This is a genomic window from Streptomyces sp. NRRL F-525 (assembly GCF_000716605.1).
Taxonomy (GTDB): domain Bacteria; phylum Actinomycetota; class Actinomycetes; order Streptomycetales; family Streptomycetaceae; genus Streptomyces.
In genome coordinates this window covers 142,153-155,501 of sequence record NZ_JNXE01000003.1, presented here as the reverse complement: position 1 = coordinate 155,501, position 13,349 = coordinate 142,153, and the positions used below count along the sequence as shown (strand labels likewise).

The 13,349-nt window shown below is 71.8% G+C and carries 12 protein-coding genes; 8 read left to right on the top strand and 4 right to left on the bottom strand.

The window, feature by feature from the left end; translation table 11 throughout:
* Positions 1–48: 48 nt before the first annotated feature.
* Positions 49–1,296 (top strand): aminotransferase class I/II-fold pyridoxal phosphate-dependent enzyme, encoded by a 1,248-nt coding sequence (locus OO69_RS05950; protein WP_033279340.1) that lies wholly within the window; start codon positions 49–51, stop codon positions 1,294–1,296.
* Entirely contained in the window at positions 1,293–2,345 is a 1,053-nt protein-coding gene (locus tag OO69_RS05945) for an MBL fold metallo-hydrolase (RefSeq protein WP_033279339.1), read from the top strand. Before OO69_RS05950 ends, OO69_RS05945 begins: the two co-directional genes overlap by 4 nt.
* 69 nt (positions 2,346–2,414) lie before the next feature.
* Here the strand turns inward: OO69_RS05945 and OO69_RS05940 are convergent, their stop codons facing one another.
* A complete protein-coding gene (locus OO69_RS05940) occupies positions 2,415–3,035 on the bottom strand; it encodes a DedA family protein (protein ID WP_033279338.1) in 621 nt (206 codons plus the stop codon).
* Positions 3,032–3,805, bottom strand: a complete 774-nt coding sequence (locus OO69_RS05935) for an MBL fold metallo-hydrolase (RefSeq protein WP_033279337.1) — start codon at positions 3,803–3,805, stop codon at positions 3,032–3,034. Before OO69_RS05935 ends, OO69_RS05940 begins: the two co-directional genes overlap by 4 nt.
* A gap of 85 nt (positions 3,806–3,890) precedes the next feature.
* Here OO69_RS05935 and OO69_RS05930 point away from each other — a divergent pair, with 85 nt between their 5' ends.
* The 6 genes from OO69_RS05930 to dnaK all read left to right on the top strand — a co-directional run bounded on the left by OO69_RS05930 (position 3,891) and on the right by dnaK (position 11,905).
* Positions 3,891–4,322 (top strand): hypothetical protein, encoded by a 432-nt coding sequence (locus tag OO69_RS05930; protein ID WP_051800794.1) that lies wholly within the window; start codon positions 3,891–3,893, stop codon positions 4,320–4,322.
* A gap of 82 nt (positions 4,323–4,404) precedes the next feature.
* Positions 4,405–6,471 carry a phage holin family protein gene (locus OO69_RS05925; RefSeq protein ID WP_078652308.1) on the top strand — a complete coding sequence of 689 codons (2,067 nt, stop codon included), beginning with the start codon at positions 4,405–4,407 and terminating at the stop codon, positions 6,469–6,471.
* Positions 6,472–6,562: 91 nt separating this feature from the next.
* On the top strand, positions 6,563–7,624 hold the full coding sequence (locus tag OO69_RS05920; protein ID WP_033279334.1) for an ATP-binding protein: 1,062 nt from the start codon (positions 6,563–6,565) through the stop codon (positions 7,622–7,624).
* Positions 7,621–9,426, top strand: coding sequence for a DUF2201 family putative metallopeptidase (locus OO69_RS05915; protein ID WP_033279333.1), 1,806 nt, complete (start codon positions 7,621–7,623; stop codon positions 9,424–9,426). Before OO69_RS05920 ends, OO69_RS05915 begins: the two co-directional genes overlap by 4 nt.
* A 53-nt stretch (positions 9,427–9,479) precedes the next feature.
* Positions 9,480–9,905: an OsmC family peroxiredoxin gene (locus OO69_RS05910; protein WP_033279332.1), complete on the top strand. Its 426-nt coding sequence runs from the start codon at positions 9,480–9,482 to the stop codon at positions 9,903–9,905.
* 116 nt (positions 9,906–10,021) lie between these two features.
* Complete coding sequence (gene dnaK, locus OO69_RS05905) at positions 10,022–11,905, top strand: molecular chaperone DnaK (RefSeq protein ID WP_033279331.1); 1,884 nt, start codon at positions 10,022–10,024, stop codon at positions 11,903–11,905.
* On the opposite strand, the gene narJ is transcribed toward dnaK, so the two are convergent.
* Positions 11,902–12,381 carry a nitrate reductase molybdenum cofactor assembly chaperone gene (gene narJ / locus OO69_RS05900; RefSeq protein WP_033279330.1) on the bottom strand — a complete coding sequence of 160 codons (480 nt, stop codon included), beginning with the start codon at positions 12,379–12,381 and terminating at the stop codon, positions 11,902–11,904. The two genes, dnaK and narJ, sit on opposite strands and share 4 nt — an antisense overlap.
* A gap of 138 nt (positions 12,382–12,519) precedes the next feature.
* The gene (locus tag OO69_RS05895) at positions 12,520–13,335 is read right to left on the bottom strand and encodes an SAM-dependent methyltransferase (protein ID WP_033279329.1); all 816 of its coding nucleotides are present in this window, start codon (positions 13,333–13,335) and stop codon (positions 12,520–12,522) included.
* Between the last annotated feature and the right edge of the window lie 14 nt (positions 13,336–13,349).

The window sequence follows — 13,349 nt, the reverse complement described above, 5'->3', positions numbered from 1 at the left end:
CGATCGGGACACGGCACGGCACTGCACGAGGGACTGCGCGGAGGCACCATGCGGCAGGCGGACGCGGTAGGCCAGGGGCCCGTCCGGTATGGGCCGGTGTTTCCCGACGACGGGCTTCCCGTGCTGCCGGAACTGGCCACCGTCCTTGCCGCCGCCGCGTCCCGTACCGAGGAACAGCCGGTGGGTGGAGCCCCCGTACTGCTGGACGCCGCTTGCGGTTACTTCGAACGCAGGGGCCTGCCCGCCGAACCCGCCCGCGTGGCCGCCGCCCCGGGTGCCCCCGCGCTGCTGGTCGCGCTGACCGCCGCGCTCGGCGGTGACGTACTCGTGCCCAGACCCTGCGCCGCCTGGTGGGCGCCGTACGCGCGCCTGTTGGGCAGATCCGTGTTCCATGTGGGCACCCCGGCCGAGTGCGGCGGGGTGCCCGATCCGTATGTCCTGCTGGAGACCGTGCGCCGGGTCCGGGACGAGGGCGGTGACCCGCGGCTGCTCGTTCTCTCGGTGGCCGACGACCCGACCGCGACCGTGGCGCCGCCCGAGGTCATGCACGAGACCGTCGAGGCCGCCGCGGCCGAGGGTCTGCACCTGGTCAGCGACGAGACCTGGCGCGACACCCTGCACGCCCCCCGGGCCACCATGCTGCTCAGCCCCGCCGAGATGCTGCCCGACAGGGTCACCGTCGTCACCGACCTGGCCGGCGCGCTCCTCCCGTCCGGCTGGCCGGCCGCCGTCGCCCGCTTCCCCGCGGGCCGCGCAGGGCAGGCGCTCCGCGCGCGCGTGCTCGACGTCCTCACCGCACTCGGCGCCCGCGTCGCGGCCCCGGTCGCCGCCGCGGCCGGCCACGCCCTCGGCGAACCCCCGCCCGCCCTCACCCGCCGCGACACCGCCGTACGCCTCCACGCGCGCGTGGCCGCCGCCGCGCACGCCGCCGTCACCGGGGCAGGCGCGTTCTCCCGGCCGCCGCAGGCGGGACGTCATCTGTACGTCGATCTCGGACCGTTGCGCCACGCGCTCACCCCGCAGGGAGTGGGCGACGCGCAGGATCTGGAGGAGTTCCTCACCGCCCGGCTCGGCATGCCCGCGCCGGGCGGCCACCGTTTCGGCGACGACCTGGGCGCGCTGCGGGTACGGCTGTCCACCGGACCGCTGCTGGGCCGAACCGACACCGAACGCGCGGAATGCCTCACGTCACCCTTGCCGTTGGAACTGCCACACGTGCAACGCGCGTTGATGTCCTTGAGGTCGATCTTCGACGATCTCCGCGACGACGCTCAGCGATGGGAGCCTCCTCGATGACGCAGCAGTCCGAGTCGACCACCAGCGGTACGACCACACGGCAACCCACCGACCCGACGCCCCCGTTGCCCCCCTCGTCCCCGCCCCTCGCCGACCCCCGCCCGCTCGGCGAACGCCGCGTATGGCCCCGCGCCTTCCACGACCGGCTCACCGCCCCGCTCCCCGGCCTCAACGCCTACGCCCGCTTCGCCCGCGAGGGTTCCGTGCGCCCCCGCCCCGAGGGCCTCGCCGACATTCCCCAACTCCCGTTCGCCCCCGAGCCGTTGCCCCAGGTGGACGCCCTGACCGTCGCCGTCACCTGGGCGGGCCACGCCAGTTGGGTGGTCCAGATCGGCGGCCTGACGATCCTCACCGACCCGGTCTGGTCCCGCCGCATCCTCGGCACCCCGGCCCGGATCACCCCCGTAGGAGTCGCCTGGGAAGCCCTCCCACCCATCGACGCCGTCGTCATCAGCCACAACCACTACGACCACCTCGACGCCCCCACCCTGCGCCGACTCCCGCGCCACACCCCGGTGTTCGCCCCCGCCGGCCTCGGCAGCTGGTTCCGCCGCCGCAGATTCACCCACGTCACCGAGCTCGACTGGTGGGAAGCGGCCCAACTCGACGGCGTCCGCCTCGACTTCGTCCCCGCCCACCACTGGTCCAAGCGCACCCTCACCGACACCTGCCGCTCCCTGTGGGGCGGTTGGGTCCTGACAGCCCCCGACGGCCAACGCGTCTACTTCGCCGGCGACACAGGCTACGGCCACTGGTTCACCCGAATCGGCCACCGCTACCCGGGAATTGACCTCGCCCTCCTCCCCATCGGCGCCTACGACCCCCGCTGGTGGCTGAGCGACGTCCACTGCGACCCGGAGGAAGCGGTGAGGGCCGTACAGGATCTGGGCGCGAGGAGAATGGCCCCCATGCACTGGGGCACCTTCGTCCTATCGGCAGAGCCGGTCCTCGAACCCCTGACGAGGGTCAGAGCGGCCTGGGAGAAGGCCGAGCTGGCGCGCGAGAACCTATGGGACTTGCCGGTAGGAGCCTCAAGAGTCCTGGACTAGACGCCCTTTTTTAGGGGCGCGGGGAACTGCGCGACCAGCCACACGCGACCCGCACCCCGCAACGAACCATCAACTGGCAGCCCGAACCCGCCGCCACAAACTAGGCGCCACACTAATCACTACAGTCAGCACAACCGCCGCCACAACCCCCTCCCACGGCTTCGGAAACAACGACCCCCCAAGGATGCCGATCAACTGATACGTCACCGCCCAAGCCAGACACGCAGGCGCATTCCCCCGAGCGAACCGACGGATCGGCCACTCGGCCATCAGGCACGCCAACATCACCGGAATCCGCCCCGCCGGCACCAGCCGAGACAGCACCAACACCGCCACACCGTGATCCGCAAGCTTCGCCTGCGCCTGCTCCAACCGATCCTCCGGAGCCCGCGCCCGAATCGCCTCCAACCACCGCGACCCGTTCTTCGACCCCATCCCCCGCCGCCCCAGCCAATACAGCGCGACGTCCCCAAGAAACGCAGCCAGCGAAGCCGTGACAAAGACCAGCGCCAACGCGAACGGCGCCGTCTGGTGAAACGCGACCACAGCCGCCGAACTCACCAACGCCCCCGTCGGAATCACCGGCACCAGCGCCCCGAACAACACCAGCAGGAACAACGACGGGTACCCGATGGCCTGTTGAGCGGATTCGGGTGACGTCGTGGCCGTAGCGGCCGCGATCCAACTCACCGAGCGACCTCCGGCCGCACGCTCTCCCCGTGCCCGAGCCGATGCACCGAAACCGACGGCGCGAGTTGGGCCGCGATCCGCACGAACTCGTCGCCCGGCGTGTGGAATTCGTGCGGCCGCACCGCGTCCATCCCGATCGGCCAGTACGTGCCGTAGTGCACCGGCACCGCACTGCGCGGCGAGAGCCGGGCCAGCGCCTGGGCCGCGCGGCCCGCGTCGAGATGCCCCTCGCCGAGATACGGGCCCCAGCCGCCCACCGGCAGCAGCGCCACGTCGACCGGCCCGACCTCCTTGGCCATGTCGTCGAACAGCCCGGTGTCCCCGGCGAAGTAGGTGCGCGCCTCGCCCTCGACGACGTAGCCCAGCGCGGGGGAGCGGTGCGGGCCGACCGGCAGCCGGCGGCCGTCGTGCCGTGCGGGAACGGCCCGTACGACCAGGTCACCGACCATCGTCTGGTCGCCGGGGGCCACCTCGTCGATCCGCAGCTGCCGGAGCCGGCGCAGTCCGGGCACCGCGCGGAGTGCGCCCCGGGGCACGAGCAGGCGCGTACCCGGGGCGAGGGCGGCGAGCGAGGGAAGGTGCAGGTGGTCGGCGTGGAGGTGGGAGACGAGCGCCAGGTCCGCGCGCCGGGCCTCGACCGGCGGCACCGCGCCCCGACGGCGCCGCAGGTGCGCGAGGCGGCGCGCGAACAGGGGGTCGGTGAGGACGCGTACGTCCGAGTCCTCGATCGTGCAGGTGGCGTGACCCCACCAGGTGATCTCCACCGGCACCTTCTTTGCCTCCTTCGCGCGACTCCCCCGAAGCCTACGGGCAGGAGTAGGGTCGGCGGCGAAACCCGGAGGTGAGGGGGACGCCATGGGACAGGTACGCGGTGCCTCGGGTATGCCCTCGCGGCTGCGGGTCACGGCGATCGCCAGCCTGACGCCGCTGGAGGAGCTGGACGACGACCCCTTCCTGGTCGACTCCCGCAGCCAGCACGCGATGTGCGCCCGCTGGGCCGCCGACCACGGCTATGTGATCGCCCGCGAGCTGCTGGTGCGCGGGCTGCGCCCCGACCACTGCGCCCTGTGGGACGGCGTCCGCCCCGGCCTCGACCTGTTCGTCGCCCCCAGCCGCCGGGTCCTGGAGAGCGCGCTGTCCTCCGTCGAGGAGTTCACCGACGAGTGCGCGCGACGCGGGGTGCGGATCGAGACGGTCGGCCGCGCGGAACCCTGCTACGACGCCCAGATGAAGGCCAGCGTGCACCGACGGCTGTCCATGCCGACGGCGGGCTACGACGGCCGCTAGTTCCTGGGCGCCCGCGTCCCGTATGACAGGCTGGGGACAGGCCCGCCAGGTCGTCGGGCCAGGGACGTGAGGTGTACGGGGCGTGGGTGGAGCGCGTTGGCGGCGGCTCGCCAGTCAGGTCGGGCGGAGCATCGCGGTGTGGGCGGTCTCCACGCTCACCATGCTGGTGCTCGCCGGGATCCTGCCGGACTTCAAGCTCCAGTCGGCGGACGGCGACAGCGCCACCCGGATCGGTGTCACGGCCGCGTTCGGCGCCGGTGCCTTCGGTCTGCTGTCGGCGCTCGTGTGGCCGCTGCTGGTACGGCTGTTGCTGCTGGTGCCCGCGCTCGTCCTCGGCCTTCTCGTGTTCGTGCTCAACGGGTCCCTGCTGCTGATCGCCCTGCGCATCAACCCGGACGGCGGGCTGCGCGGCCAGGTCGCCCCCGAGACCGCCGTCGTCGTGGCCGCCGTGATGTCCGCCGTCGCCTCCGCCACCGGCGGTGCCCTCGCCGTGCGCGACGACGACGCCTACCGCCGCCGCCTCTACCGCCTCGCCGACCGCCGCCGAAGAGCCATGCCGCCCGGCCCGTCCAGCCCGGGCACCGTCTTCCTCCAGCTCGACGGCGTCGGCCACGACGTCCTGCTCGCCGCCGTGGCCAAGGGCCTGATGCCGACCGTCGCGAAGCTCCTCGGCGGCGACCGCCCCAGCCACCGCCTCACCCCCTGGCGCACCGACTGGTCCAGCCAGACCGGCGCCAGCCAGCTCGGCATCCTGCACGGTTCCAACCACGACATCCCCGCGTTCCGCTGGTACGAGAAGGACACCGGCGAGGTGATGGTCTGCAACCGCCCGACCAGCGCCGCCGAACTCCAGCGCCGGGCCGTCGAGTTCACCGGCGACGGCGGTCTCCTCACGCTCGACGGCGCCAGCCGCGGCAACCTGTTCAGCGGCGGCGCCGACGAACAGGCCCTCGTCCTGTCCATCGCCATCCGCCGCCGGGGGCGTGAGAACCGTTCCCGCGCGGGCTACTTCGCCTACTTCTCCGACCCGGCCAACGCCGTCCGCACCGCGATGTCCTTCGTCGCCGAGGTCGGCCGCGAGATCGGCCAGTCGACCCGCTCCCGCCTCACCAAGCAGCGCCCCCGGATCAAGCGCGGCGGCCTCTACCCCCTCGTACGCGCCTTCGCGACGGTCGTCGAACGGGACGTCGTCGTCGCCGCCGTCATGGGCGACATGCTCGCCGGCCGCACCGCCGTCTACGCCGACCTCGTGGCCTACGACGAGGTCGCCCACCACTCCGGCCCGCGCAGCCGTGACGCCGCCAAGGTGCTCCAACGCCTGGACCGGTCCATCGCGCTGATCGAGAACGTCGCCGAGCACGCCCCGCGCCCGTACCGCATCGTCGTCCTCTCCGACCACGGCCAGAGCCCCGGCGAGACTTTCCAGGGCCGCTACGGCCTCACCCTCGGCGACCTGGTCCGCGCGGGCTGCGGGCTGCCCGTGCCGCGCCGGGCCCGCCGCACCCACAGCGGCGCCGAGGCCCGCGCCGCCGTCCGCGCGGCACTGCGCCGGCCGGTCGAGGAACGCGACGGACCGCACGGCCGCCACTCCGAGCCGGTCGTGCTCGCCTCCGGCAACCTCGGCCTGGTCTCCTTCCCGGACGTGCCGCACCGCATGACCAAGGAGGAGATCGACGCCCGGCATCCGGCGCTGCTGACGACCCTCGCCAACCACCCCGGCGTCGGCTTCGTCCTCGTCCGCAGCGAGGAGCACGGAGGGGTCGTGCTGGGGGCACACGGCGCGGAACTCCCGGTGGCCGAACTCGACGACAAACAGGGCCCGTTGGCGGACTTCGGCCCCGGCGTCGCGGATGCCGTCCGGCGCACCCACTCCTTCCCGCACACCGCCGACATCATGGTCAACTCCTGGTACGACCCCGCCGAGGGCGAAGTCCTCGCCTTCGAGGAGCAGATCGGCTCGCACGGCGGCCTCGGCGGCGCCCAGGCCAAGCCGTTCCTGCTCTCGCCGCACACCTTCTCCGCACCGGTCGACGACGGCGAGGATCTCGTCGGCGCCGAGCAGGTCCACCGGGTTCTGCGGCGCTGGCTGCGCGAGTGCAACGGGCCCCAAGTGCCGCTGACGGACGAGCAGTCGGAACGCGCCGCCTGAAAATCGGCTGCGCCGGGTGGGTCGTAGGCACACACTGGGGGCATTGGAGCGCGTTTGCGTCCTTGTCGAACCCCCTTGAGGAGAGCCTCTTTTGCAGGCTGCCGTTACTGTCACCCCTGCTCGCATACCGGAGCTGCTGCTCGGTCTCGCGACCGTGCGGCCCGTGTTCATCTGGGGTGCGCCGGGCATCGGAAAGTCGTCCCTGGTAAGGGAGTTCGCCGAGTCGCTGGGCCTGGAGTGCGTGAGTCTGCTCGGTACGCAGCTTGCGCCCGAGGACCTGATCGGGGTGCCGCAGATCCGGGACGGTCGGTCGGTGTTCTGTCCGCCGGAGGCGATCGCGCGGGACGAGCCGTACTGCCTGTTCCTCGACGAACTCAACGCGGCCACACCGGATGTGCAGAAGGCGTTCTACTCGCTGATCCTGGACCGCCGTATCGGCAACTACGAACTCCCCAAGGGATCGATCGTGATCGGCGCGGGGAACCGGGCGACCGACAACGCCCTGGCCCGGCCGATCTCCTCCGCGCTGATCAACCGGCTGACCCACGTGCACCTTGAGGCGTCGCCCAAGGACTGGCTCAACTGGGCCGCCGCCAACGGGATTCACCCGTGGATCCTGGACCACCTCACGGACCGGCCCGACCATCTGTGGTCCAAGCCGCCGAAGACCGAGGAGGCCTTCTCCACGCCCCGGTCCTGGCACATGCTCTCCGACGCGCTGGGCTCCTTCGGGCCCGACCTCGACGAGGACACCCTCAAGGTCATCGCGCACGGCACGCTGACCCCGGCCCACGCGGTCGCGTTCTGCGGGTACGTCAAGATCGTGCGCAGCCGGTTCGGCATCGAGGCGATCATCAAGGGCGACGCCCGCTGGCCGCACCGCCCCGAGGACCGCGACCTGCTGTACTACCTCGCCGAGTCCTTCCGGGGCCGGCTCGTCAAGGAACTCCCGGTCAGCAAGGAGCACTTGTCGGCCAACGGGCTCCAAACCGCTTACCGCGCCAAGTCGTTGCTCGTGCAGCTCGCCGAGATCTCGGTCGAGGTCGCGCAGAGCGTCATCGCCCCGGACACCGACGGCAATCCGCTGCTGCCCGCCTGGTTCCTGGTCGAGGCGGCCCGTGACATGCCCCGGCTGGTCGAGGCCCGGCAGTGAGCCGCCCTCAGGGCAAGGGGAAGCCGAAGAAGAAGGACCTCGCCGCCGAGGCCTTCGAGGAGGGGCTGCGTCTCGTGCGGGCCAACCGCGCTCTCGCCGCCATCGGCTTCTCCACCTGCCGCCGGGACGACTGCGCCCACACGCCCAACTCCGGTCTGGTGCGCGTCGATTCCGACGGAGTGCTGCACGTCCACCCCACCCGCCGGGCCGAACCCGCCGAGTGGGCCTGGGCCATCGCGCACTGCATCATCCACCTGGGCTTCGGCCATGTCCCGGCCGCGGCGAAGCTGCGCGACCAGCCCGACGGCCCCGCCCTCGCGGCCAACTGCGCCGTCGTCAACCGCTTCCTGCTCGGCTTCCCCATCGGGGTCACCCCCGAGGACCTGCCCGCCTCCTACCCGGGCGGTGACGAGGACCAACTCGCCGCCCGCTGGCGCCGCGACGGCATCCCGCCGCTGTACGAGCGCTGCGGCACGGCGGGCGGCGAGCCGGACCAGCTGCTCGTGCCGTGGGACACCTGGCGGGGCGGCAAGGCCCCCGACTGGCAGCTCAACTTCGCCAACGCCCTCACCCGCACCGTGGCCACGGCGATGGACGTGGCGGGCGGCCGGCGTGCCTCGATGCGCGGCGGACCCACCCGACTCCAGCCCTGGGAACGGGCGTTGAGCTGGTTCGTCTCCTCCTACCCCCTCCTCGGCGGCATCGCGGCCGGCATCACCCTCGTCGCCGACGCCGAACTCGCCCGCGCCCACGGCATCTCCGTCGCCGCCGTCGACACGGGCGCGGCCGAGATCTACGTCAACCCGCTGCGCCAACTCGACGACGAGGAATGGCGGTTCGTCCTCGCCCACGAGATGCTGCACGCCGCCCTGCGCCACGGCGACCGCTGCGGCGTCCGCGACCCCTACCTCTTCAACATCGCCGCCGACTACGTCATCAACGGCTGGCTGTGCGAGATGGACGTCGGCCGGATGCCCGAAGGCCTGCTGTACGACCCGGAGTTGAAGGACCTCTCCGCCGAGGAGGTCTACGACCGGATCGCCGGCGACCTGCGCCGGATGCGCCGCCTGGCCACCCTGCGCGGCAAGGGCGTCGGCGACATCCTCGGCGGCCCGCTCGGCAGCCCGCGCGACTACGTGGACCTCGACGAGTTCTACCGGCGCGGCCTCGCCCACGGCCTCGACCTGCACCAGCAGTACGAACGCGGCTTCCTGCCCGGCGGGTTGGTCGAGGAGATCCGCGCGCTCAGTCATCCGCCGCTGCCGTGGGACGCTCAACTCGCCCGCTGGTTCGACGAGTTCGTGCCCCGCCCCGAGCCCGTACGGTCGTACGCCCGACCCTCGCGCCGCCAGTCGTCCACGCCCGACATCCCGCGCGCGGGCCGCTACTTCCCGCCGGAGGAAATCGCCCGCTGCACCTTCGGCGTCGTCCTCGACACCTCCGGCTCCATGGACCGCGGCCTCCTCGGCAAGGCGCTGGGCGCCATCGCGTCGTACGCCGAGGCCCGTGACGTACCGGCCGCCCGGGTCGTGTTCTGCGACGCGGCCCCGCACGACGTGGGCTATGTGTCGGTCACCGACATCGCGGGCCGGGTCCGGGTGCACGGGCGCGGCGGTACGGTCCTGCAGCCCGGGATCGACCTGCTGCACCGCGCGGACGACTTCCCGCCGGGCGCGCCGATCCTCGTCATCACGGACGGCTGGTGCGACGTGCTGCGGGTGCGGCGCGAACACGCCTATCTGATCCCGCAGAATGCTCGCCTGCCGTTCACCGCCCGTGGGCCGGTCTTCCGGGTGAGCTGAGGCGGAATGTGATCGGATGGCTCCGAAAGACATCCGCTTCGAAAGGAATCACCGTGGCTACCACGCGCACCGCACACACCGTCTGGGAAGGCGAACTCATCAAGGGCAGCGGCGAGGTCACCTTCGACTCGTCAGGCATCGGTGTGCAGCCGGTGACGTGGGCGTCGCGCGCCGAGCAGGCCAACGGCAGGACCAGCCCCGAAGAGCTGATCGCCGCCGCCCACTCCAGCTGCTTCTCCATGGCGCTGTCGCACGGCCTGACCGGCGCGGGCACCCCGCCCACCCGCCTGGAGACCAAGGCCGACGTCACCTTCCAGCCCGGCGAGGGCATCACCGGCATCCACCTCACCGTCCGCGGCGAGGTCCCCGGCCTGGACGAGGCCGGCTTCGCCGCCGCCGCCGAGGACGCCAAGAAGAACTGCCCGGTCAGCCAGGCCCTCGCGGGGACGACGATCACGCTGACGGTGGAATCCGCCTGACCCCCGCTTCCCCTCCCGTCTCGATGCCGCGCCCGGAAAAACGGGTGCGGCATTGACATTCCCGCACTCAAGTTCTCAGCTGGAGATCGGGCAGCGCCTGGCGGAAGGGGACGGCGATGGGACGTGCGGTCGGGATCGATCTGGGGACCACGAACTCGGTGGTCGCGGTGCTGGAGGGCGGCGAGGCCACGGTGGTGGCCAACGCCGAGGGCGCGAGGACCACACCCTCGGTCGTGGCCTTCGCCAAGAACGGCGAGGTGCTCGTCGGCGAGGTCGCCAAACGGCAGGCCGTGACGAACATCGAGCGCACCGCGCGCTCGGTCAAACGGCATATGGGCGACACGAGTTGGCGCTTCCCGGACACGGGCGCCATCGACGGGACGCGGTACACCGCCCAGGAACTGTCCGCGCGCGTGCTGCAGAAACTGAAACGGGACGCCGAGGCCTATCTCGGCGAGGACGTCACGGACGCCGTGATCACCGTCCCCGCCTACTTCGACGACTCCCAGCGCCAGGCCACCAAGGAGGCCGGCGAGATCGCGGGCCTCAAGGTCCTGCGGATCATCAACGAACCGACCGCCGCCGCGCTCGCCTACGGCCTCGACCGCGGCGAGGAGCAGACCGTGCTGGTCTTCGACCTCGGCGGCGGCACCTTCGACGTGTCGCTGCTGGAGATCGGCGACGGCGTCATCGAGGTCAAGGCCACCAACGGCGACACCCATCTCGGCGGCGACGACTGGGACCAGCGGGTCGTCGACTTCCTGGTCAAGAAGTTCCAGGGGCAGAACGGCATCGACCTCGGCAAGGACAAGATGGCGCTCCAACGCCTGCGCGAGGGCGCGGAGAAGGCGAAGATCGAGCTGTCCTCGTCCTCCGAGACGACGATCAACCTGCCCTACATCACCGCCTCCGCCGAAGGCCCGCTGCACCTCGACGAGAAGCTGACCCGCGCCGGGTTCCAGGAACTCACCGCCGACCTCTTGGGCCGGTGCAAGAACCCCTTCCACCAGGCGGTCAAGGACGCGGGCATCAAGCTCTCCGCCGTCGACCACGTGATCCTCGTCGGCGGCTCGACGCGGATGCCCGCCGTCACCGACCTCGTCAAGGAACTCACCGGCAAGGACCCGCACAAGGGCGTCAACCCCGACGAGGTCGTGGCGCTCGGCGCCGCCCTCCAGGCCGGGGTCATCCGCGGCGACGTGAAGGACGTCCTCCTCCTCGACGTCACCCCGCTGTCCCTGGGCATCGAGACCAAGGGCGGCATCATGACGACGCTCATCGAACGCAACACGACCATTCCGACCCGGCGTTCGGAGATCTTCACCACCGCCACCGACAACCAGCCCTCGGTCGGCATCCAGGTCTACCAGGGTGAGCGTGAAATCGCCGCGTACAACAAGAAGTTGGGCGTCTTCGACCTCACCGGTCTGCCACCGTCCCCGCGCGGGGTGCCGCAGATCGAGGTCGCCTTCGACATCGACGCGAACGGCATCATGCACGTCTCGGCCAAGGACCTGGCCACCGGCCGCGAACAGAAGATGACCGTCACCGGCGGCTCCGCCCTCGCCAAGGACGACATCGACCGCATGATGCGGGAGGCCGAGCAGTACGCGGACGAGGACCGCAAGCGCCGCGAGACCGCCGAGACCCGCAACCAGGCCGAGCAACTCGTCTACCAGACCGAGAAGTTCATCCACGAGAACGAGGAACGCGTTCCGGGTGACATCAGGTCCGAGGTCGAGGCGGCGGCCGCGGAGGTGAAGTCGCTGCTGGAACACGACGCCGATACGGCCGAGTTGCGCGCCGGCGTGGAGAAACTCGCCACCGTCAGCCAGCGGATGGGACAGGCGATGTACGCGCAGGCGGCGCAGCAGGCACCCACGGAGCAGGCGGAGAATGCGGAGGAGCCCGACTCCGCGCGGCAGCACGAGGAGGAGGAAGGTGTCGTCGACGCGGAGATCGTCGACGACGAACGGGACGCGAAGGGCGGTGCCGCCTAGCTTCCGGCCGGCAGGGTGGCGCAGACCGCGTCCAGGACGGAGGCGTACGGGGTGCCGAAGTCGGCCAGGTGGCAGCGGAGTTGGGCCAGGGCGGCGCGGTGCTCGGCGAGCAGGTCGAGGCTGCCGGTGCGGGACGTGAACTCCAGGACCGCGGGGAGGAAGTCGGGCAGCTCCTCGCCGGTGAACTCCAGGCAGTGGGCGCGGTAGAGGTCCTTGACGCGGGCCAGGGACATACCGCGTTGCCGGGTGTCGCCGTCGTGCCACCGGCTCAGGTACAAGGTGTGCCGGTTCCCGGAGTCGAAGACCTGGACGTAGTGCGCGGCCAGTTCCTCCGCCGGGGTGAGGGCCGCGTGGTCGGCGAACTCCCGTAGCTGCGGGGCGGCTTCGCGCAATAGGGGCAGCCGGGCGCGGAAGTCGTCGTCGGGGTAGGTCAGGCAGAGCGCGGCCGCCTGGTACAGCACAGCGTCCGAGGGCATCGGGCATCCTTCGCGTCGTGGTCTCTCCCGGCTCGGCGGGGGAGTTCGCGCGTCCGTCACCCGCGCTCCCTCGCCCGCCCGTGGTGTCGAACCTAGGGCGGGGCGGGGGAGCGCACCCGTTCACCGCAGCCGTACGGGTCAGGGCTTGCGGGCGACACCGCCGTAGACCGGCACGATGCCCTCCGCCTGGGCGGCCACGTCCTCCGGGGCCGGACGCCAGCCGTAGACCGGGATGACGCCCGGGCCGAGCAGGTCGAGGCCGTCGAAGAACCGCGAGAACTCGGCCAGGGTGCGCGGGAAGAAGGGGGTGCCGCTGCGCTGGAAGTGTTCGGCGGCCTTGGCGATGGCGGCGGGGCTGAGGTCCGGGGTGACCTGCGAGAGGACCAGGTAGCTGCCCGGGACGAGGACGTCGACGTACCGCTCGATCAGGCCGTACACGTCGTCGCCGTCGGGGTCCGCGCTCAGGTAGTGGGTGAGTGCGACGAGGGACAGCGCGACCGGCCGGGTGAAGTCCAGGGTCTCGCCGGCCAGCCGCAGGATCGTGTCCGGGTCGCGGACGTCGGCGTGCACGTACTCCGTGCTGCCCTCGGCCTCACCGTGCAGCAGCGCCTCCGCGTGCCGCAGCACGATCGGGTCGTTGTCCGCGTACACGACCTTGGAGTCGGGGGCGACGCTCTGCGCCACCTGGTGGAGGTTCGGCTCGGTGGGGATGCCGGTGCCGATGTCCAGGAACTGGCGTATCCCGGCCTCGGCGGCGGTCCGGGTCGCCCGGTGCATGAACCGGCGGTTGGCCCGCGCCCCGCGCACCGCGGCGCTGTCCGTGGCGAGGATCCGGCGCGCCAGCTCCTCGTCCACCGGGTAGTTGTCCTTGCCGCCGAGCCACCAGTCGTACACGCGCGCCGGGTGCGGCCGGCTGGTGTCGATACGGGTGGACGCGGCGTCGGATCCGGTCATGCGGTGTCGTCTCC